Raw genomic sequence first — 20845 nt, 5'->3', positions numbered from 1 at the left:
GTATGTAAGGACAAAGTCTTGACAGTGGGCGGGGCACACGTCTAGACCTGAAGGGCCGGGATGGATCCCGGAGTTCTGAGTACCAGACCCTGAGCTGCGTCTTTCCCGAAAGGGCAGGCATGAGTGAGCCGCACGACCTGATCACGATGGGCCGCATCGGAGTGGACCTCTATCCACTCCAGACCGGTGTGCCACTGCCGCAGGTCGAATCGTTCGGAAAGTTCCTGGGCGGCTCGGCGACCAATGTCGCGGTCTCCGCGGCCCGCTTCGGCCACCGCTCCGCGGTGATCAGCCGCACCGGGGCGGATCCGTTCGGCGACTACATCCACCAGGAGCTGCGGGCGTTCGGGGTGGACGACCGCTTCGTCACCCCCGTCGAGGAGTACCCCACCCCGATCACCTTCTGCGAGATCTTCCCGCCGGACGACTTCCCGCTGTACTTCTACCGCCGTCCCAAGGCACCCGATCTGGAGATCCACTCCGCTGAGCTGGACCTCGACGCCATCCGCGCCGCCCGGATCTTCTGGATGACCGGCACCGGGCTCAGCGAGGAGCCCAGCCGCACCAGCACCCTCGCCGCGCTCGCCGCCCGCGCCAAGAGCGGCACCACCGTCTTCGACCTCGACTGGCGGCCGATGTTCTGGGCCGATCCGGAGACCGCCCGCCCCTTCTACGCCGAGGCGCTGCGCCACGCCACCGTCGCCGTCGGCAACGTGGACGAGTGCGAGATCGCCACGGGCGCGCGCGAGCCCAAGGCGTGCGCGCAGGCGCTGCTGGACGCGGGCGTGGAGATCGCCGTCGTCAAACAGGGCCCGCGCGGGGTACTCGCCGTGCACCGCGACGGCACCACCGCGGAGGTCCCGCCGGTCCCGGTCGAGGTGGTCAACGGGCTCGGCGCGGGCGACGCGTTCGGCGGCGCCCTGTGCCACGGGCTGCTCTCCGGATGGCCCCTGGAGCGCGTGATGCGGTACGCCAACGCGGCGGGCGCCATCGTCGCGTCCCGCCTCGCCTGCTCCTCCGCGATGCCCACGGAAGCGGAGGTCGAGGCTCTGCTCGGTGGAGGCTGACCCCGGGGCCCAGTGGGGAGGCCGCTGGGTGCCCATCGTTACGGGTGTCTCCGTCCGACCGGCCGGGGGCACCTCCCAGCGGTAGCTGGAGGCGAACCGAGCCTCGAAATGAGAGGAAATCCCTTGAGTATCAGCGTTTCCGACCTCGTGACGGTGCGCAGCCGCCACCCGGAGGCCATCGCCGAGGCGGCCGCCCGCCGGGTCCGCCGCCCCCTCATCGGTGACAGCGGCCGACTGATGATCGTGGCCGCCGATCACCCGGCGCGCGGCGCCCTCGCCGTCGGCGGCCACAAGCTGGCCATGGCCAACCGGGTCGAACTGCTGGAGCGGCTGTGCGTGGCGCTGTCCCGGCCCGGGGTCGACGGGGTGCTCGCCACCGCCGACATCCTCGAGGACCTGCTGCTGCTCGGCGCCCTCGACGGCAAGGTCGTCATGGGCTCGATGAACCGCGGCGGCCTCGCCGGGGCCTCGTTCGAGCTCGACGACCGGTTCACCGGACACCGCCCCCAGGACATCGAGCGCCTCCGCTTCGACGCCGGCAAGCTGCTGCTGCGCATCGACTACGAGGACGCCGGTTCGCTGACCACCATGGTCACCACGGCCCGCGCCATCGACGACATGGCCGAGCGGCGGCTGCCCGTCTTCGTCGAGCCGTTCATCTCCCGGCGGACGGGCGGAAAGGTCGTCAACGACCTGTCCGCCGAGGCCGTCACCAAGTCCATAGCCATCGCCTCCGGCCTCGCCGGAACCTCCGCCTACACCTGGCTGAAGGTGCCGGTCACCGACGACGCCGACGAGATGGCGGCGGTGATGGAGACGAGCACCCTTCCGGCGGTGTTGCTCGGCGGCGACGTGGGCAAGTCTCCGCAGGACCAGGAGGAGGCGTACGAGAAGTGGCGCAAGGCGCTGGGCCTGCCCACCGTGCAGGGGCTGGTCGTCGGCCGCTCCCTGCTCTATCCGGCGGAGGGCAGTGTCGAGACCGCCGTGGACACCGCCGTCGGCCTGCTGTGACGCTGTAAGAAAGGCAGAGACTTCACGCCATGACCACCACCGATCCGTTCCCCGACTGCCATGTGCAGGCCGGCAAGGCGGCCGACGGCCCCTACGCCGTGGACATCGACCCCGAGCGGGCCGGCTGGGGCTACTCCAGCCTGCGGATCCTCGATCTGCCGCCCGGCGGTTCGCACTCGCTGGCCACCGGCGACAGCGAGTGGATCGTGCTGCCGCTGAGCGGCGGCTGCACCGTGATCGCCGAGGGCGAGACGTTCGAACTGCACGGCCGGGAGAGCGTGTTCAGCGGGGTGAGCGACTTCGTCTATCTGCCGCGCGACTCCCACGCCCAGATCGCCAGCGGCGCGGGCGGCCGCTTCGCGCTCACCGGCGCCCGCTGCGAGCGCCGGCTGCCCGCGCGCTACGGACCGGCCTCCGCCGTCCCCGTCGAGCTGCGCGGCAGCGGCAACTGCTCGCGCCAGGTCAACAACTTCGCCGCCGCGGCCGGAAAGTCAGGTGGCGGTTTCGAATGCGACAAGCTGATCGCCGTCGAGGTGCTCACCCCGGGCGGCAACTGGTCCTCGTACCCGCCGCACAAGCACGACCAGTGCCGCCCCGGCGAGGAGAGCGAGCTGGAGGAGATCTACTACTTCGAGATCGCCGAGGCCCACGGCAACGAGGGCGTCGGCTATCAGCGGGTCTCCCCGTCCGGCCACGGCCGCGGCACCGATGTGCTCGCCGAGATCCGCTCCGGTGACACCGTCCTGATCCCCGACGGCTGGCACGGCCCCTCCATCGCCGCCCCCGGGCATGACATGTACTACCTCAATGTCATGGCGGGCCCGGAGGCGGAGCGCGCCTGGCTCATCCGCGACCACCCCGACCACGCCTGGATCCGCTCCACCTGGCCGGACCAGCCCGTCGACCCCCGTCTGCCCCTCTATCAAGCACCCGCTGGAGACCCACGATGAACGGTTCGGCAGTGCGCCGCCTCACCGTCGCCCAGGCGCTGGTGGAGTTCCTGGCCCACCAGTACACCGAGCGGGACGGGCAGCGGCATCGCCTGATCAACGCCACCTGGGGGATCTTCGGCCACGGCAATGTGGCCGGGCTCGGCCAGGCGCTGCTGGAGGCCGGGCCGGACACCATGCCGTACCTCCAGGGCCGTAACGAACAGGCGATGGTCCACGCCGCGGTCGGCTACGCCCGGCAGAACAACCGGCTCGCCGCCCAGGCCGTCACCACCTCCATCGGCCCCGGCGCCACCAACCTGGTCACCGGTGCCGCGCTCGCCACCGTCAACCGGCTGCCGGTGCTGCTGCTGCCCGGCGACATCTTCGCCACCCGGCCCGCCGACCCGGTGCTCCAGCAGCTCGAAGTGGGCTACGCGGGCGACATCTCGGTGAACGACGCGCTGCGCCCGGTCTCCCGCTACTTCGACCGGGTGATGCGCCCCGAGGCGCTGATCCCGGCCGCGCTCCAGGCCATGCGGGTGCTGGCGGACCCGGCCGAGACCGGCGCCGTCACCCTGGCCCTGCCGCAGGACGTCCAGGCCGAGGCGTTCGACTGGCCCGAGGAGTTCTTCGCCGACCGGGTCTGGCACGTGCGCCGCCCCGCCCCCGAGGCGGCCGAGGTGGCCGCCGCCGCGCGGACCGTCCGCGCCGCCCGCCGGCCGCTGATCGTCGCGGGTGGCGGGGTCCACCACAGCGAGGCCGAGGACAGCCTGCGCGCCCTCGTGGACGCGACCGGCATCCCGGTGGCCTCCACCCAGGCGGGCAAGGGCTCGCTGCGCTACGACCACCCCGCCGACATCGGCGGCATCGGCCACACCGGCACCGCCGTCGCGGACGACCTCGCCCGCACCGCCGACCTGGTCATCGGCGTGGGAACCCGCTACAGCGACTTCACCACCGCCTCCGCGACCCTGTTCGCGGACCCGGCGGTCCGCTTCCTCAACCTCAACATCACGCCGTTCGACGCCCATAAGCTCGGTGCCACCACCGTGGTCGCCGACGCCCGCGCCGCGCTCGACGCGCTCACCGCCGAGCTGGCGGGCCACCGGGTGGACGAGATGTACGAGGCCGAGTACCGCACCGGGAAGACCGCATGGGAGCGCCGGGTGGACGCCGCGTACGCCGCCGGGGACGAGACCGCCCGCCCGTCCCAGACCCAGGTCCTGGGCGCGCTGGACGCGGTCGTCGGCGACGAGGACGTGGTGATCAACGCGGCGGGCTCGCTGCCGGGCGACCTCCACAAGCTGTGGCGCGCCCGCTCCCCCCGCCAGTACCACCTCGAATACGGCTACTCCTGCATGGGGTACGAGATCCCCGGCGCCATCGGCGTCCGGCTCGCGGCGCCCGCCACCCCGGTCTGGGCGCTGGTCGGCGACGGTACGTATCTGATGATGCCCACCGAGATCGTCACCGCGGTCCAGGAGGGCATCAACATCAACATCGTGCTGCTCCAGAACCACGGCTACGCCTCGATCGGCGGTCTGTCGGAGACCACCGGCGCCGAGCGCTTCGGCACCGCCTACCGCTTCCGGGCGGCCGACGGGCAGTACACCGGCGATCCGCTCCCGGTCGACCTGGCCGCCAACGCCGCCTCGCTGGGCATGGACGTGCTGCGCGCGGAGAGCGTGGGCGAGCTCAGGTCGGCGCTCGCCGAGGCCCGCGCCTCGGACCGGCCCACATGTGTCTATGTGGAGACCGAAACGGCCGACACAGTGTCCGGCGCACCCGAGGCACAGGCGTGGTGGGATGTGCCTGTCGCCCAGACCGCGACCCGTCCGGCCGCCGTGAAGGCCCGCGAGGACTACGACCGGCAGGCCGCCGCACGCCGCCGCCACCTCTGACGTTTTTCTAGAGAAAGGCTCCGCACCCATGAAGACCGTCAACCACTGGATCGGCGGCAAGACCGTCGAGGGCGCGACCGGCGCGTACGGACCGGTCTACAACCCCGCCACCGGCGCCCAGGACACCCAGGTCGCCCTGGCCTCCGTGGACGAGGTCGACGCGGCCGTGGCCGCGGCCAAGGAGGCGTACCGCTCCTGGGGCACCATTTCGCTGTCCAGGCGCACCGCGATCCTCTACAAGTACCGCGAGCTGCTGGACGCCCACCGCGACGAGATCGCCGAGCTGATCACCGCCGAGCACGGCAAGGTCCACTCGGACGCGCTCGGCGAGGTGGCCCGCGGTCTGGAGATCGTGGAGCTGGCCTGCGGGATCGCCGAGAAGCTGAAGGGCGAGCTGTCCACCCAGGTCTCCACCGGGGTCGACGTCTCCTCGATCCGCCAGCCGCTGGGTGTGGTCGCGGGCATCACGCCGTTCAACTTCCCGGCCATGGTGCCGCTGTGGATGTTCCCGGTGGCCATCGCCTGCGGTAACACCTTCGTCCTCAAGCCCAGCGAGAAGGACCCCTCGGCCTCCCGCCGGCTGGCCGAGCTGGCCTCCGAGGCGGGGCTGCCGGACGGCGTGCTCAACGTGGTCAACGGCGACAAGGTGGCCGTCGACCGGCTGCTGGAGCACCCGGACGTCGCGGCCGTCAGCTTCGTGGGCTCGACCCCGATCGCGAAGTACATCCAGTCCAGGGCCGTCGAGCACGGCAAGCGGGTGCAGGCGCTCGGCGGCGCCAAGAACCACATGCTGGTGCTGCCCGACGCCGATCTGGACTTCGCGGCGGACAACGCCATCAACGCGGCCTACGGCTCGGCCGGTGAGCGCTGCATGGCGGTCTCCGTCGTGGTCGCGGTCGGCGACGCGGGCGACGACCTGGTGAAGAAGATCGCCGACCGGGCCGCCCGCTTGCGGATCGGCCCCGGGAACGACCCGGCCTCCGAGATGGGCCCGCTCATCACCAAGGAGCACCGCGACAAGGTCGCCTCCTATGTGCACGGGGCCGCGGCCCAGGGCGCCGAGGTGGTCGTGGACGGCACCGGGTACACCGTGGAGGGCCATGAGAACGGCTTCTTCATCGGCGTCTCACTGCTGGACCGGGTCCCGCCGACGGCCGACGCCTACCGTGACGAGATCTTCGGCCCGGTGCTGTGCGTGGTGCGCGCCGAGACCTACGACGAGGCCATCGCGCTGATCAACAGCTCGCAGTGGGGCAATGGCACGGCCATCTTCACCCGCGACGGCGGCGCCGCCCGCCGCTTCCAGCTGGAGGTGGAGGCGGGCATGGTCGGCGTCAACGTGCCGATCCCGGTGCCGGTGGGCTACCACTCCTTCGGCGGCTGGAAGGACTCGCTCTTCGGCGACCACCACATCTACGGCAACGACGGGGTGCACTTCTACACCCGCGGCAAGGTCGTCACCACCCGCTGGCCTGAGCCGTCGGAGGAGGTCGGCATCAACCTCGGCTTCCCGAAGAACCACTGAGGCGTGGAACCGCTGAGGGTGAAGAACCACCGAGGCGTAGCTGTAGAACCACTGAGGCGTATGTGACGTGTGATTCGCACGTTTGAGTGGTTTCACCGCCCCCTGCCGGACCCGGTCCGGCAGGGGGTTTCGCCGTTGTGAGGGGCGGGGATCCCAGGCGCAACAAGCACGGAAAGCCGGGGGAAAGCGGGGGAGCCGACGTGCCTGGGTTCATGGAGGGAGAAGGGACCGAGGAGTTCATCGAGGCGTTCAAGGGCGCCGTGGTGCCTCGGGACCGAAAGGCCAAGGCGCGGGATCTGCTGCCGCCCGTGCTGCTGCTCGCGAGCGGCGAGGGGGCGCCGGGCCGCGCCCACCGGGCGATGCGGGGGCTGCGCCGGATGCTCAATCCGGATGGCGCCAAGCGGGTGCCGTACGCGGCGCTGGGCCCCGATGAGGTCCGCGCGGCCGCCGGGCGGCGGCCGCTGACGCTGGACCTCGGCCGGGAGCTGTGCGTCGATGTGCCCCGCCGCACCGGCGGTCTGCGGCTCGCGGACTTCTGGCTGATGCGGGACATCGTCGAGCAGGCGCTGGACCCGCGGGCCGCCGAGCCCGACGGCGACGCGCTGCGCGACCACGCCTACGCACAGCGGCTCAAACGAGGGCCGCTGCTGCGGGCGTTGTGGGCGTTCGGCGGCGAAGGCGGTGACGGCGCGGCGGGCAGTACGGCGGGGCCGGGCTGGATCGCGGAGCTGCGCCGGCTGCTGGTGCGGCCGCTCTTCCAGCTGCTGCCGCGCTGGTGGTGGGGGCGGCGCCGGACCCGTCGGCTGCTGCGCTCCACCCGGCGCGGCTGGTACGCGGACTGGCGGCGCATCAGCCACGGCCGCACCGCCGAGAAGTTCTTCGAGAACGCCGCGCGGCTGGTGCGCGCCGAGCGCGCGCGGGACGGGGAGGCGGCGGTCGCCCGGTGGGAGGAGCTGCTGCTGCGCGCGCTGCTGGCGGATCTGCGGCGCGCGGCGCGGCCGGGCCGGATCTCGCCCTGGCGGCGCCGCCGGCGCACCCGGTGCGTCTTTCTGCTGGAGCTGCCGGAGGACGCCGCGGGTGCGGCGGCCGGGGAGCGCTTCCTGGAGCGGTACGGAGCGGCCGCCCGGGACACCAGGTGCGCGGCGGTCGTGGTGGTGGCGGTGGCCCCGGCCTCCCCGGTGGGTGGGCCTCCGGAGGGTGAGCCCCCGGCGGGTGCGTCCCGGCCGAGCGGTGTGACCGAGGGGGAGGGCGGGGGGCTGGGCCGGGCGGCCGCCCGGCTGCGCGGCGCGAGCGGGATGCCGTCGCGGGCGCCCCGGCCGCTGCGGGCCGCGCTGCCCGAGCCCGTACCGGAGTCGGAGGCGCTGGACCTCGACCCCGTCTCGCCGCGCGCCTTCCGGCTCGGCCCGGCCGCCGAGCTGGCCCTGACCGGGGCCGTGGTGGCGGCCCTGCTGAGCGCGCCGGGCGTGTGGCTGGTGGACCGGATCACGGACGAGCCGGACCGCGGCTGTCTGGGCGGGGCGTCCAGCGAGGTCGTCGCGGGCCGCCCCGAGCTGAGCGCGGACTCGCCGCGGAAGCAGTACGAGGACGCCCGGCGGCTGATCCGCGAGGAGAACGCACGGGTGGACCGCGAGGTCGCGGATCACGGCGGCACCGCCCGTACGGTGGTGCACATCGGCTCGGACGTGGCCGCCGACCAGGAGGGCCAGCGGTACAACGCGGCGGTGCCCGAGCTGCGCGGTATCGCCCTGGCCCAGCGCGCACTGAACGACGAGGCGAGCAATGACTCCCAGAAGGTGTGGCTGCGCGTCGACAGCCGTAACGCGGGGGAGAACTTCGCGGGCGCGCCGCGCATCGCCCGCCAGGTCGCCGAGGACGCCCGGGAGAAGGGCTCCGGGATCATTGGCGTGGTGGGCTTTTCCAAGAGTCTGAAGCAGACCCAGGACGCCGTGCGCATCCTGGGCGCCGCGCGGATCCCCGTCGTGGGCACCACGGCCACGGCGGATCTGATGCAGGTGGACGGGTACTACCGCAGGGTGGCGCCAACCGACAGCCGCGAGGCCGCGGTCGAGGCCGACTTCGCCCACCGGGGCAACATCATGGACGACGGCACCGGGCGCTGCTCCCCGGCCCGCGCCGCCGTGGTCGTCAAGGATCCCCGGGACCTGTACAGCGACGAGATTGGGACGCTGTTCGCCGAGCGGTTCGGCGCCCGGCCGTTCACCCTGGAGTACACCCCGGGCGGCCGGGGCGGCGGTCTCGCCCAGGGGCAGCCGCCGAAGGACGGTGTCGCCCGTAAGGAGAGCATCGGCGAGCTGGCCGACGCGGTGTGCGAGCGGATCACCGCCCACCCCCGGACGGTCGTCTACTGGGCCTCCCGTGCCCTCCAGTTCAGCGCGTTCCTCGACGACTTCGGGGACAACACGGCGTGTGAGGGCAGGAAGCTCACGGTGCTGGGCGGCAATGACCTCACCACCGCCGCCCTCGCCGGTGAGTACGCGGACCGGCCCTGGCTGCGGCTGTACCACACCGTCCATGTGCTGCCCGCGGGCCATCCGCGGCTGAGTGACATCGCCAAGAAGTTCAACGCCGACTACGCGAGGGACTTCGGATCCCATGACCTGTGGCGCGACGACGGACGGGCCGCCCTGGCGTACGACGCGATGCAGCTGATGGCCGAGGCGGCCAACCGGGCCTTCCGCAGTACGGACAACGTGGAGCGCTCCAATGTGCAGATCGGCCTCGACAACGGCATCCGGAAGCAGGGCGCCAGCGGCTATCTGGACGTCGGCCGGGGCCGCTCGGTGCCCCGGGACAAGCCGGTGGTGATCCTGCACCACACCGACCGGGGCTCGGAGCCGGTGCTGTACTGCGGCGCGTTCACCCAGAACCCGGCGGGGCGGATAGCGCACTGGGGGCCGCATGCGAAGTTCTCATGTCCCAGGGACAGTTGAGCAACCATTCGAGGGGCTGAGGGGTCTTCTTGGGTGCTCGCCCGGCTAAGGGGCGAATCATTAGCGCAAGACCGTACACAGGGGGATTTTCCATGCTTCGTTCCATTCATGCGCTTCGCTCGCGCGCCGCGGTGGCCGGCGGCTGTGTGGCCGCGCTCGGCCTCGGATTCGCCCTGGCCGCCGGGGCGCCCGCCTCGGCCACCGAGCGGACCGATCCGAACGGCCGCTACACCGCCGAGGAGATCCACCACTTCCTGGAGGGCTTCTACGGAAACCACGGCCCGCGCCCCTGGGAGCGGGAGAACCTGGTCTCGGACCAGCTCAAGGAGGAGGCCGCCCAGACGCCCGACTACGACCTGCTGCTGTGCGCGCAGAACGAGCCGCAGGACATCGAGGTCGGCGAGGTGACCACCGCCCAGTCCGCGCGGGTCGGCTGGGCGACCATCACCACCCACTGGGGCCAGACGCCGACGACCCGGTCCTTCACGGCCTATGTGGACCTCGACGCCAGCCGGCCGATCCAGCTCCTCCAGGTGGACTGCGCGCCCGGCGACTGACCCCCGCGGGTGCCCTCCCGGGAGGCGCCGGGGGCCGTTCCCTGGCGGCCCGGACCGGAACGGATGGTTCAGTTCTCCCGGGGCCACCCGTAGTCTCGCCGTATGACCTGGTCGCACGCGTTGAAGGAGACCGCCCGGACGGGCCTCGCGATCGAGCGCACCAGGACCGAACCACTGGTCGCGGTCCGCGGCGCGTGCGGGGTCGCGCTCGTCGTCGGGGTGGCGCTGTGGCTGGGCTCGCCGACGCTCGCCGTCTCGGCGGCCTTCGGCGCCTTCTCCGCCGGGATCGCCACCTTCCAGCGCAGCTGGCGCCCCCGCCCCTGGCTGGCGCTGGCCGCCGCGAGTGGTCTCGCGGTGAGCACCTTCCTCGGCTACCTGGCCGCCGCCCACACCCTCACCTTCGTCCTCATGCTCGCCGTGTGGACGCTGATGACGGGCATGTCGTGGGCGGTCGGCCCGGTCTCCGGGCTGGTCTCCACCCAGATGGTGGCCGTCATGCTGATCACGGTCACCCTCCCGACCTCGGTCACGGGCGCCCTCGGGCACGCCCTGCTGGTCGGGCTCGGCGGGGTGGTGCAGGCCGCGCTGATCGTGCTCTTCCCGGTGCGGCCGTGGGGTGTGCAGCGCGACGCCCTCGCCGACGCGCTCGCCGCCGTGGCCGACTACGCCCGCAGGCTGCGCCACGAGCCGGTGGCGCCCTTCGACCCCAAGCCGCTGATGGACGCCCGCAGCGCCGCCGCCCTGACACCCCGCCAGGCCCGGCGGCGGCCCCGGCAGCTCAGCGGCTACCGGCTGCTGGCCGAGCGGATCCGCCCGGTGCTCGCCTCGCTCGCCGACCCGGTGGTCGGCGCCCCCGAGGAGGGGCCCGAGCGCGACCGGGTGCGGGAACTGCTGGCCGCCACCGGCACCGTACTGGACGCGGTGGCGCACGCCATCCGCCACGGCACACCGGTACGGGTGGACTCCGAGGCCATGGCCGTCCTGCGGATGCCGGAGGACGGGCCCAAGCTGACCGGTGCCGCCCGCCGTGCCGCGCTGCGGCTCTTCTCACTGGTGGCGGACGTGGTGGAGGCGTCCGACGAGCCGGTGGAGGAGGTGTCCGCCGAAGGCCGGACGGTGCACCGCTTCCTGCCCCGCCCCGGTATCGGGGGCACCGCCGCCATGGCGCTGCGCGCCGTCCGCCGCGAGGCCCGCTGGTCCTCGCCGGTGCTGCGCCACGCGGTGCGGCTGTGCGCGGTCAGCGTCAGCGGCTATCTGCTGAGCACGACGCTGCCACTGGGCCACTCCTACTGGGCGCCGCTGACCTCCACCATGGTCCTGCGGCCGGACTTCGCCCAGACCTACTCCCGCGGTGTCGCCCGTTTCCTGGGCACCCTGGCCGGGGTGCTGGTCGGCGGCGGGGTGGTGGCGCTGGTCCAGCCCGGCTCGTATCTGAGCGCCGGGCTGGCCGTGTTGTCCGTCCTGTCGATGTATCTGCTGCTGCGCACCGGCTTCATCGTGACCTCCGCGTGCGTGAGCGCGTACGTGGTCTTCCTGCTGAGCATCGCGGGCGAGGCATGGCATCAGACCGTGCAGGCGCGGGTGGCGCTGACCCTGCTGGGCGGGGTGCTGGCGATGGTCGCGTACGCGGTCTTCCCCGCCTGGGAGACACCGCGGCTGCGGGACCGGCTCGCGGACTGGCTGGCCGCCAACGGCGCCTTCGCCACCGCCGTCTTCGGCGCCTACGCCCGGCCCGCCGACCGCCGTCCCCGCCAGGTGCGGGACGCCCTGCTGGACGCCCGCGCGGCGCGGGCGGCCTGGGAGCAGAGCGAGACCCAGGCGCACCGGGAACCGGTGCGCCACCGCGGGCTGTCGCGGCCCGCGGCGCGGGCGGCGCAGACGGCGCTGTCCACGATGGGCCGGGTCACCATGTTGCTGGAGGCACATCTGCCGGAGCGGGACGCACCGCCGTCGGAGGAGGCCGGGGACTTCGCCGGGGCGCTGCGGCAGGCGCTGCCGGAGGCGGTGAAGGCGGTACGGGAGCGGCGGCCGCTCAACTGGTCGCCCGTGCACCAGTCGCTGGAGCGGTGGCGTCGGCACTCCGGGGACCGGCCGGGGGTGGCGCTGCGCGACGCGGAGCAACTCGTCGACGCCCTGGACGATCTGGTGGAGGCGCTCAACAAGAGTGCACGACAGTCACACACGCCCCGTGACCCCAGTCAAGAAGAATCCCCCTAGACTAGGGGTGCCCCCTACATCATTGGGCGTGTTAATCATGAAGGGGCGGTGCTTGCCGATGCGTCCCCGGGCGCGTGCCCGGTACGCTCTGCCGTCTGTCCCCCACATATCGCTTGACGAGTGAAAGACTTTCCCTACGCATGGGTGCACAGCGAGAAGACAGCGTCTGGATACGACGATTCCATCCGATGCCCGAGAGTCGCGCCCGTCTGGTCTGTCTGCCGCACGCCGGGGGTTCGGCGTCGTTCTTCTTCCCGATGTCCCAAACGCTTTCGTCGTCCGCCGATGTCCTGTGCGTGCAGTATCCGGGGCGTCAGGACCGGCGGCAGGACCCGCTGATCGAGAACATCGACGAGTACGCCGACGCCATCGCCGCGGAGTTGAAGCCCTGGCTCGATCTCCCGGTCGTCTTCTTCGGGCACAGCATGGGCGCCGTTCTCGCGTTCGAGGTGGCCCGCCGGCTGGAGGAGGCCGACCCGGAGTTCGCCGCGCTCGCCCTCTTCGCCTCGGGCCGCCGGGCGCCGTCCCGTTACCGCGACGAGAATGTGCACCGGCGCGATGACGACGGCGTCGTACGCGAGATGAAGCTGCTGAGCGGCACCGATTCCCGCGTCCTCGGAAATGAGGAGATCCTGCGCATGGCGATGCCGGCGATTCGCGGTGACTACAAGGCGATCGAGACCTACCGCTCGGTGCCCGGCGCCGCCGTCCGCTCGCCGATCACCGTGCTGACCGGCGACAACGACCCCAGGACCAGCCTCGAGGAGGCGGAAGGCTGGCGGTCGCACACCACCGGTGCGTTCGACATCCGGGTGTTCCCCGGTGGCCACTTCTTCTTGGCCGGGCATCAAGGCCCGATTATGAGTCTCGTCGCGGAGGCGCTTTCGGGGTCGAGACCCTGAGTCGACCGCCTCAGGAACCTGCCCGACGCACCGGAAAACACCACTCGTCACGCTCGATGCCCCCGGCGTTCCGCTGGGGGCATCAGGTGGCTTCATCGGGGGATGAATTCTTTGCCTGCGAACCTCTTCGAATGGGAGAACCACCTCTCCGCGCTGCGTGAAATGCTGCGCGGCGCGACGCAGGGCCGGGGTCGGCTGGCTCTTGTCAGCGGTGCGGTGGCCAGTGGCAAGACCACACTGCTGAACACCTTTGCCGAACAGGCCATCGAAAGCGGTGCGTTGCTCCTGGAAGCGACCGGTTCGCGGGCCGAGCGGGACCTTCCCTTCGGTATTGTCCGAAAGATTTTCGATAACGGTGCGATGCCCGCCGATGTGCGTTCCGAAGTGATCGCGCTGCTTGACGGAAACACGCTGGAATCCACCGCCGCGGGACGCATGCACGTGATGTCCCAGATTTCCTCGGCGCTGCTGCGAATGGTCGACGATCGCACACTTGTCGTCCTTGTCGACGATGTGCACTGTGGCGACGACCAGTCCCTGCAATTCCTGCTCCACCTGGCCCGCCGGGTGCGTCAGGCGAAGGTTCTCATCGTCCTCACCGAATCCCCCCGGCTTCGCCAGGAACAGTTCACCTTCCACGCCGAGCTGCTCCGCCAGCCCAACTGTGTGCGCATGCGGCTGCACATGCTCACCGAGTCGGGCGTGGCCGAGGCGCTGTCCGGCACCCTGTCCGCCACCGTCGCCGCCCGCCTCGCCCCCGAATGCCACCGCGTCTCCGGCGGCAACCCGCTGCTGCTGCGCGCCCTGCTGGAGGACTGGCGGACCGTCGGCGAGCACGGCGAGGCCCAGCAGCGCCCGGTGCCCGGCGAGGCGTTCGCCCACGCCGTCCTCGGCTGTCTGCACCGCGGCGAGCCCGAGGTGCTGCGGATCGCCCGCGGGGTCGCCGTCCTCGGCGACGCCCGCTCCCCACGGCTGCTCGGCCAACTCCTCGACCTGAGCGCCAGCACGGTCCAGCAGGGCGCCCAGGACCTGCACCAGTGCGCCATCCTGGAGCACAACGCCTTCCGCGACGAGGTGGCCCGTACCGCGGTGCTCGACGCGACCCCCGCCACCGCCCGCGGCGCACTGCACGCCCGCGCCGCCCGGCTGCTGCACGCCGACGGCGCCTCCGCGCTCGACGTGGCCCGCCAGCTGGTCTCCGCCCGGCAGGACGCCGAGCGCTGGGCCGTCCCCGTGCTGCGCGAGGCCGCCGAATTCGCCCTGGTCGAGGAGGAGTTGGAGTTCGCTCTCCGCTGCCTCGAACGCGCCCACCACGCCTGCCCGCCCGGTCCCGAGCGCACCGCGCTCAAGGCCCGGCTGGTCAGCGTCGCCTGGCGGATCGGCCCGGCCGCCGCCGAGAGCCATCTGCCGGAGCTCACCGAGGGCGCCGAACGGGGCCGGCTCGCCCCGCGCGACGTCGCCCCGATCACCTCCTACCTCGCCTGGTCGGGACGGCTGGACGCGGCGGCCGGTGCCGTCTCCGCGCTGGCCCGCTCGGCCGCCACCGGCGACGACCTCGCGATGACCGCCGCCGTCTCCGCCTCCGCCCAGTGGCTGACCATGCTCAGCCCCCCGCTGCGCGACCGCCTCCCCACCGTCGGGACCGGCACCACCGGCGCCACCGCCGGAGCCCCGCGCGACATGGCCGACCTGGCCCACGCCCACGCCGCCGCCACCATGTCCGCCGTGCTCACCGAGGGCCAGGCCGACCGGGCCGTCATCGAGGCCGAGCGGGTGCTCCAGCGCTACCACCTGAGCGACAGCACCCTCCAGCCGCTGGTCGTCGCGCTGATGGCACTCGTCCTGGCCGGCCGGCTCGACCTCGCCCTGTCCTGGTGCGAGCGGCTGCAAGGCGAATGCTCCTCCCGCCGCGTGCCCACCTGGCAGGCGCTGCTGTCCGCCGTACGGGCCGAAATCGCGCTCCGCCAGGGCGATCTCCAGGTCGCCGCGCACCAGGCGCGCACCGCGATGTCGCGGATCTCGGTCCAGGGCTGGGGCGTGGGGCTGGGACTGCCGCTCTCCACCCTGATCCAGGCCGAGACCGGGATGGGCCACTACGACGAGGCCATGGCGCTGCTCGAACAGCCCCTGCCCGATGAGCTCTTCCAGACCCTCCCCGGGCTGTTCTACCTGCGCGCCAGGGGCCGCTGCCATCTGGCCACCGGCCGCTACCACGCCGCGCTCGGCGACTTCACGGCCGCCGGTGAGCTGATGGGCGCATGGCGGATGGACGTCCCCCTGCTGACCCCCTGGCGGCTGGACGCCGCCGAGACCTGGCTGGCCCTCGGCGACCCGGGGCGGGCCCGTGCGCTGGCCGAGGAGCAGCTGCGGCTGGGCCCGGAGGACGCCCGGCTGCGCGGCGCCCTGCTGGTCGTGCTCGCCCGTACCGACGAGCTCAAGCGCCGGGTGCCCCGGCTCAAGGAGGCCGTGGAGATCCTGGAGGGCGGCGAGGACCGCATCCAGCTGGCCGTCGCCCTCGGTGAACTCGGCCGCGCCTACCGGTCGCTGGGCGACTTCAACCGGGGCCGGGTGCTCGTCCGCAAGGCCTGGCACGTGGCCAAGACGTGCGGCGCCGATCCGCTCTGCCGCGAGCTGATGCCCCGGCACGCGGACCCCGGCGAGCTCGCGGCGGCCGCCGCACAGCCGGGCCAGGGGACGACCGAGGCGCAGCGCGATGTGGAGGCGCTGACCGAGGCGGAGGTGCGGATCGCGGTGCTGGCCGCGCACGGCAACACCAACCGGGAGATCGCCTCCAAGCTGTTCGTCACCGTCAGCACGGTCGAGCAGCACCTGACCCGCATCTACCGCAAGCTGAACGTCAAGCGCCGCCGCGACCTCCCCGCGAAGCTCTCCGACAGCAGCCTCACGGGGACGGTGTAGCGGGCCCGCTCAGTTCAACAAGCCGAGCTCCATGGCCTTCATCACCGCGGCCGTGCGGTCGGACACACCCAGCTTCCGATACGAGCGCAGCAGATGCGTCTTGACCGTGGCCTCGCTGACGAACAGCTCGGCGCCGATCTCGGCGTTGGTCAGCCCCCGGCTGACCAGTCGCAGCACCTCGCGCTCACGGCCGGAGAGCGGGGACGGCTCGGGTGCCCGGGTGCGGAAGAGCTTGCCCGCGAGGGACGGGGTGAGCACGGTCTCGCCACGCGCCGCGGTCTGCACCGCGTCGATCAGCTCCTGGCGTGAACTGCCCTTCAGCAGATAGCCCGCGGCGCCCGCCTCCACCGCGCGCAGGATGTCGGAGTCGTCCTCGTACGTGGTCACGATGACCACCTTGCAGCCCGGCACCTGGCGCAGGATCCGCCCGGTGGCCTCGACCCCGTCCATCCCGCCCATGCGCAGATCCAGCAGGGTGATGTCCGGCCGCAGCGCGACCGCCTGGACCACCGCCTCCTCACCGGAACCGGCCTGGCCGACCACCGTGATCCCCTCGGCGGACTCCAGCATGGCGCTCAGCCCCTCCCGCACCACGGGATGGTCGTCGGCCAGCAGGACCCTGATCGGGCTCGGCCCGCCCGGCGTACCCTCAGCCATTCACTGTCTCCCCGGTCAGCGCCGTCATCGGCACGCTCACCTCCACGGTGGTGCCCCGTCCGGGGCCGCTGGCGACGGACGCCACCCCGTCGATCTCCTCCACCCGGGCCTGCATCCCGCGCAGCCCGTAGCCTTCCTGGTTGCCGTCCGGGGTGAACCCCTCGCCGTCGTCGCGGACCAGCAGCCGGACCCCGCCCTGGTCGAAGACCACGATCACATCGACCGTACGGGCCTGTTTGGCGTGCTTGCGCACATTGGCGATGGCCTCCTGCACCGTACGCAGCAGCACCACGCTCACCGCCATCGGCAGCGACTTCTCCTCGCCCATCACCGAACACCGCACCTCCAGACCGGTCTCGGCGATCAGCCCCTCCGCCTGCCGCCGCACCGCCTGGGAGAGCGAACCGCCGCGCAGCGCGGGCGGGGTGAGGGCGGCCACGAAGTCCCGGGCCTCGGCGAGCGACTCCTTGGCCACCCGCCCGGCCAGCGACAGGTGGTTCACCGCCTGGTCCGGGGTCTCGCGCACCTCCGACTCGGCCGCCTGCACCAGGCTGATGATGCTGGTCAGGCCCTGCGCCAGGGTGTCGTGGATCTCCCGGGCCAGCCGCTCGCGCTCGGCCGAGATACCGGCCTCGTGGGAGAGCCGGGCCACCCGCTCGCGGCTGCGTCGCAGCTCCTCGATGAGCTGTCCGCGCTCCTTGCTCTGCCGCACCACCCGCTTGATCCACATCCCCAGCAGCACCGACAGCGCGATGCTCAGCAGCGAGATGGGCAGCACACCCAGGACGCTCAGCCCCAGATCCTCACCGGTGAACGCCACCACCAGCACGGGACAGAGATTGGCCACCGTGGCCAGCACCACCGCCGAGGCCATCGGCAGGCTCATGATCAGCATCGGGATGACGGCGAACAGCGCGAACGCTCCGATGAGGTTGAACGCCGTGGTGAGACAGAACAGCGTCACCAGGCCCGCCGCGAAGACCAGGTTCCGCGGGCCGTAGGTGTCCTCGATCATCAGCGTCCGGCCGACCGCCGCGTACCAGGGCACGGTCAGGGTCAGCGCGGCGATCGGGATGGAGTGGTTGACCTGCGAGCCGCCGGAGAGGAAGAGCAGGACCGCCGTAACGAGATAGGAGACGGCGAAGAAGCCGTCCCACAGGCCGAACCAGCGGGTGCCGGACTCGGGACCGTAGTACGCCCCGGTCTGCGAGCCGTCCCCCGGAGAGTGATTGCGCACGGCTCAGTACTACCACGCGTGTCCACCGTGTCCACCGGACGGTTGACAGCCAGAACCCACCGTTCAGTCGTCTCGCGGTGGCGCGCCCGCTTCTAGCGTTGAGTCAGGTGAGGCGGAGAACCGCCACACCGAACGCACATCCCCGTTTGGCTTGGAGAACGTCGCATATGCCACAGATGAGCCAGTTCCTTTCCGCACTGATCGCCAGTGGCACGATCCTGATCATCATCCTGGCGACCGACATCGGCCGCCGCCGCATCACCACGATGCGGATGGTGCGCTCGGTCATCGCCGTGGCCGTGGTCATCGCGATCTTCGTCGAGTCCTTCCCGACCAAGGGCAATGACATTTCCCTCCAGCTCGTGGGCGTCGGCACCGGCGTCATCTGCGGGCTGATCGCCGGAGTGCTGCTGCCCGCCTACAAGGACGCCACGTCCGGTGAGCTCTACACCATCGGTGGCATCGGCTACGCCCTGGTGTGGATCGTCCTCTCCGGCGGACGCGTCCTCTTCGCCTACGGCGCCGAGCACTGGTTCACCATGGACCTGGTCAAGTTCTCCATCGACTACAAGATCAGCGGCCAGGACACCTACGCCAACGCCTTCGTCTTCATGTCGCTGGCCATGGTGCTGACCCGGACCGCCGTACTGCTGGCCAAGATGCGCAAGCTGAAGGGCCAGGACACCGGGGCCGGTCAGCTGCCGCAGCAGACCGTCACCGGTGCGTCGGTCTGAGGCGCCTGATTTCATAGTCCACCAACCCCCGCCGGGCCCCGCCCCGGCACCCGTCAGACGCAAGAGCAGGGTGAAGCAGTGGAAAGCCATGACAATCTGAGGCTCCGACCGCCTCGGCACCGAGTCGACCGCCGTGCGATCGGCTGGTGGACGCTTCAGTCCGCGCTCTTCGCCCTGCCCCTGCCGCTCGTCTTCGGGATCCTGTGGGCCTCCATTCCCCCCACGCGTGAGTTCTTCATGTGGGCCACGCTGGTCTCGCTGGTCCCCGGGCTGCTCTACATGGCCGTCATGCCGGCCTGGCGCTACCGGGTCCACCGCTGGGAGGCCACCAACGAGGCGGTCTACGCGGCCTCCGGCTGGCTCTGGCAGCAGTGGCGGGTCGTGCCGCTGACCCGGGTCCAGACGGTGGACACCCTGCGCGGCCCGATCCAGCAGATGTTCGGGCTCTCCGGCGTCACCGTGACCACCGCATCCGCCGCGGGCGCGGTGAAGATCAAGGGCATCGACCACAAGCTGGCCGGGGACCTGGTGGAGTACCTGGCCAAGTCCACCCAGGCCGTGCCGGGAGACGCCACATGAGCTCCGAGACCACCGTGCGGCCGCCCTCCCACGCGGCCGGCCGCGACTGGGGGCGGCTCAACGGGCGGCTGCTCCTGGTCAATCTCTCCATCCTCGCCGCGCCGGTGGCCATGTTCCTGGCCAGCCTCGCGGTCACCGGAGGCGACACCAACCTCCAGGTCATCATCACCCTCGGCTCGCTGTTCGTGACCTTCCTGGTCATCAGCGGCATCGGGCTGATGCGGCTGTTCACCACCCGCTACCGGCTCACCGAGGACCGCTTCGAGCTCCACACCGGACTGCTCTTCCGCAGTGAGCGCTCGGTCCCGATCGGCCGTATCCGCGGTGTCGACATCACCGCCAACCCGGTCCATCGCGTCTTCGGGCTCACCACGCTGCGCATCGACAGCGGGGACCAGAGCGACGCCGCCGCCCGCAGGCTCGCCCTCGACGGCATCACCAAGGCCGAGGCCGTGGAGCTGCGCCGCGAGATCATCGCCCTGCGCGACGCGGGCCGGGCCCGGCCGGTGGCCGACAGCGACGGTGTGCTCAGCCGGCTTGACTGGTCCTGGCTGCGCTACGGCCCGCTGACCGTATGGGGCGTGGGCGGTGTCTTCATCGCCGCCGCCAGTACCTACCGCACCCTGAGCGAGCTCCAGGTGAACCCGCTGGACCTCGGCGTCGTCAAGGACCTCGAGGACCGCTTCGGCACCATTCCGCTCTGGTACGGAATCCTGCTGGCCGCCGTCGTCATCGCCGTCCTCGGCATGATCGGATCGACCGCCACCTTCATCGAGAACTGGGCCGGTTACGAACTGCGCCGCGAGGACGGCGGAATCCTCCGCATCCGCCGCGGCCTGCTGGCCACCCGGTCCGTGAGCATCGAGGAGCGCCATCTGCGCGGCCTCGAACTCGTCGAGCCCGTCCCGCTGCGCTGGGCCAAGGGCGCCAAGCTCAACGCCGTCGCCAGCGGCCTGGGCAACCAGGAGGACAACCGCAGGCGGCGCGGGCTGACCCCGCCCACCCCGCGTGACGAGGCCATGCGGGTCGCCGCCCAGGCGCTGCCGGCCGGCCCCGGGCTGATCGAGCGCAAGGGCCTACTCGCGCACCCCAAGGCGGCCCTGCGGCGCCGGATCAACCGCGCCCTCATGTGGTCGGTCCTGATCGCGGCCGTACCCGTGGGCCTGGGCCTGTGGCTGGGCCGGTGGCTCGTCATCACCGGCGTGATCACCGGTGTGGTGCTGGTGCCGGTCCTGGTGGCGTTCGCCTTCACCGCCTACCACAGCCTCGGCCACGGACTGCGCGACCGCTATCTGGCGGCGTGCTCCGGCGCGTTCGCCCGCCGCACCGTCGCCCTCCAGCGCGACGGGATCATCGGCTGGAAGCTCTCCCGGACGCCGTTCCAGCGCCGGGCCGGGCTGATCACCCTCGGCGCCACCACCGCCGCTGGCGAAGGCGTCTACCACGTGCACGACCTGACCGAAGGCCAGGGAATCGCCCTCGCCGAGACCGCGGTACCGGGGCTGCTGGCCCCGTTCATCGAGAGAGCCCCCGACCGCGGCTGACCACCCCGAGACCAACTGGCGATCCCCCGAGAGGTGGAGGGGCGGACCGAAAGGCCGCCCCTCCACCTCTGAACCCCCCTCCGTCGCTGAGCCCCCTTCACCTCTGATCCCG

At 71.9% G+C, this 20845-nt stretch carries 15 protein-coding genes; 13 read left to right on the top strand and 2 right to left on the bottom strand.

Going from position 1 to position 20845, the window contains the following annotated elements:
• Positions 1 to 119 precede the first annotated feature (119 nt).
• The 10 genes from iolC (at position 120) to ACJX2R_RS20520 (ending at position 15982) form a co-directional block, all read left to right on the top strand.
• The gene (iolC, locus tag ACJX2R_RS20565) at positions 120 to 1067 is read left to right on the top strand and encodes a 5-dehydro-2-deoxygluconokinase (protein WP_413101322.1); all 948 of its coding nucleotides are present in this window, start codon (positions 120 to 122) and stop codon (positions 1065 to 1067) included.
• A 123-nt stretch (positions 1068 to 1190) separates the two neighbouring features.
• The gene (locus ACJX2R_RS20560) at positions 1191 to 2078 is read left to right on the top strand and encodes a hypothetical protein (RefSeq protein ID WP_044575027.1); all 888 of its coding nucleotides are present in this window, start codon (positions 1191 to 1193) and stop codon (positions 2076 to 2078) included.
• A 29-nt stretch (positions 2079 to 2107) separates the two neighbouring features.
• Positions 2108 to 3028: a 5-deoxy-glucuronate isomerase gene (iolB, locus tag ACJX2R_RS20555; protein WP_413101321.1), complete on the top strand. Its 921-nt coding sequence runs from the start codon at positions 2108 to 2110 to the stop codon at positions 3026 to 3028.
• The gene (gene iolD, locus ACJX2R_RS20550; RefSeq protein ID WP_413101320.1) at positions 3025 to 4911 is read left to right on the top strand and encodes a 3D-(3,5/4)-trihydroxycyclohexane-1,2-dione acylhydrolase (decyclizing); all 1887 of its coding nucleotides are present in this window, start codon (positions 3025 to 3027) and stop codon (positions 4909 to 4911) included. Before iolB ends, iolD begins: the two co-directional genes overlap by 4 nt.
• A 28-nt stretch (positions 4912 to 4939) precedes the next feature.
• Positions 4940 to 6436 (top strand): CoA-acylating methylmalonate-semialdehyde dehydrogenase, encoded by a 1497-nt coding sequence (locus ACJX2R_RS20545; protein ID WP_413101319.1) that lies wholly within the window; start codon positions 4940 to 4942, stop codon positions 6434 to 6436.
• 200 nt (positions 6437 to 6636) lie between these two features.
• On the top strand, positions 6637 to 9387 hold the full coding sequence (locus tag ACJX2R_RS20540) for a hypothetical protein (RefSeq protein WP_413101318.1): 2751 nt from the start codon (positions 6637 to 6639) through the stop codon (positions 9385 to 9387).
• A 92-nt stretch (positions 9388 to 9479) separates the two neighbouring features.
• Positions 9480 to 9944, top strand: coding sequence for a hypothetical protein (locus tag ACJX2R_RS20535; protein ID WP_413101317.1), 465 nt, complete (start codon positions 9480 to 9482; stop codon positions 9942 to 9944).
• A gap of 102 nt (positions 9945 to 10046) precedes the next feature.
• Complete coding sequence (locus ACJX2R_RS20530) at positions 10047 to 12161, top strand: FUSC family protein (RefSeq protein WP_413101316.1); 2115 nt, start codon at positions 10047 to 10049, stop codon at positions 12159 to 12161.
• A gap of 140 nt (positions 12162 to 12301) precedes the next feature.
• Positions 12302 to 13063 (top strand): thioesterase II family protein, encoded by a 762-nt coding sequence (locus ACJX2R_RS20525; RefSeq protein ID WP_413101315.1) that lies wholly within the window; start codon positions 12302 to 12304, stop codon positions 13061 to 13063.
• Positions 13064 to 13165: 102 nt separating this feature from the next.
• Positions 13166 to 15982, top strand: coding sequence for an AAA family ATPase (locus ACJX2R_RS20520; RefSeq protein WP_413101314.1), 2817 nt, complete (start codon positions 13166 to 13168; stop codon positions 15980 to 15982).
• 9 nt (positions 15983 to 15991) lie between these two features.
• On the opposite strand, the gene ACJX2R_RS20515 is transcribed toward ACJX2R_RS20520, so the two are convergent.
• Together ACJX2R_RS20515 and ACJX2R_RS20510 are read right to left on the bottom strand one after the other, a co-directional pair.
• Complete coding sequence (locus tag ACJX2R_RS20515; RefSeq protein ID WP_413101313.1) at positions 15992 to 16639, bottom strand: response regulator; 648 nt, start codon at positions 16637 to 16639, stop codon at positions 15992 to 15994.
• The gene (locus ACJX2R_RS20510) at positions 16632 to 17876 is read right to left on the bottom strand and encodes a sensor histidine kinase (protein ID WP_413101312.1); all 1245 of its coding nucleotides are present in this window, start codon (positions 17874 to 17876) and stop codon (positions 16632 to 16634) included. The genes ACJX2R_RS20515 and ACJX2R_RS20510 overlap by 8 nt, the downstream gene beginning before the upstream one ends.
• A 176-nt stretch (positions 17877 to 18052) precedes the next feature.
• On the opposite strand from ACJX2R_RS20510, the gene ACJX2R_RS20505 reads away from it, so the two are divergent.
• The 3 genes from ACJX2R_RS20505 to ACJX2R_RS20495 all read left to right on the top strand — a co-directional run bounded on the left by ACJX2R_RS20505 (position 18053) and on the right by ACJX2R_RS20495 (position 20733).
• Entirely contained in the window at positions 18053 to 18610 is a 558-nt protein-coding gene (locus tag ACJX2R_RS20505) for a hypothetical protein (protein WP_262699639.1), read from the top strand.
• Between the two features lie 78 nt (positions 18611 to 18688).
• Positions 18689 to 19189, top strand: a complete 501-nt coding sequence (locus ACJX2R_RS20500) for a PH domain-containing protein (RefSeq protein ID WP_413101311.1) — start codon at positions 18689 to 18691, stop codon at positions 19187 to 19189.
• Positions 19186 to 20733: a PH domain-containing protein gene (locus ACJX2R_RS20495; protein ID WP_413101310.1), complete on the top strand. Its 1548-nt coding sequence runs from the start codon at positions 19186 to 19188 to the stop codon at positions 20731 to 20733. The genes ACJX2R_RS20500 and ACJX2R_RS20495 overlap by 4 nt, the downstream gene beginning before the upstream one ends.
• The last annotated feature ends 112 nt before the right edge of the window (positions 20734 to 20845 follow it).

It is taken from the genome of Streptomyces sp. Inha503, assembly GCF_047215865.1.
In the GTDB taxonomy this organism is placed as follows: Bacteria; Actinomycetota; Actinomycetes; order Streptomycetales; family Streptomycetaceae; genus Streptomyces; species Streptomyces lycopersici.
The sequence above is the reverse complement of the archived record's forward strand: the minus strand, read 5'-3'. Positions and strand labels throughout refer to the sequence as shown.

Bases quoted from the DNA above. Each gene is read 5' to 3' on its own strand.
- iolC (WP_413101322.1), top strand. From the start codon at position 120: ATGAGTGAGCCGCACGACCTGATCACGATGGGCCGCATCGGAGTGGAC.
- ACJX2R_RS20495 (WP_413101310.1), top strand. From the start codon at position 19,186: ATGAGCTCCGAGACCACCGTGCGGCCGCCCTCCCACGCGGCCGGCCGC.
- ACJX2R_RS20545 (WP_413101319.1), top strand. From the start codon at position 4,940: ATGAAGACCGTCAACCACTGGATCGGCGGCAAGACCGTCGAGGGCGCG.
- iolB (WP_413101321.1), top strand. From the start codon at position 2,108: ATGACCACCACCGATCCGTTCCCCGACTGCCATGTGCAGGCCGGCAAG.
- ACJX2R_RS20515 (WP_413101313.1), bottom strand. From the start codon at position 16,639: ATGGCTGAGGGTACGCCGGGCGGGCCGAGCCCGATCAGGGTCCTGCTG.
- ACJX2R_RS20535 (WP_413101317.1), top strand. From the start codon at position 9,480: ATGCTTCGTTCCATTCATGCGCTTCGCTCGCGCGCCGCGGTGGCCGGC.
- ACJX2R_RS20525 (WP_413101315.1), top strand. From the start codon at position 12,302: ATGGGTGCACAGCGAGAAGACAGCGTCTGGATACGACGATTCCATCCG.
- ACJX2R_RS20520 (WP_413101314.1), top strand. From the start codon at position 13,166: ATGAATTCTTTGCCTGCGAACCTCTTCGAATGGGAGAACCACCTCTCC.
- ACJX2R_RS20505 (WP_262699639.1), top strand. From the start codon at position 18,053: ATGAGCCAGTTCCTTTCCGCACTGATCGCCAGTGGCACGATCCTGATC.
- ACJX2R_RS20530 (WP_413101316.1), top strand. From the start codon at position 10,047: ATGACCTGGTCGCACGCGTTGAAGGAGACCGCCCGGACGGGCCTCGCG.
- iolD (WP_413101320.1), top strand. From the start codon at position 3,025: ATGAACGGTTCGGCAGTGCGCCGCCTCACCGTCGCCCAGGCGCTGGTG.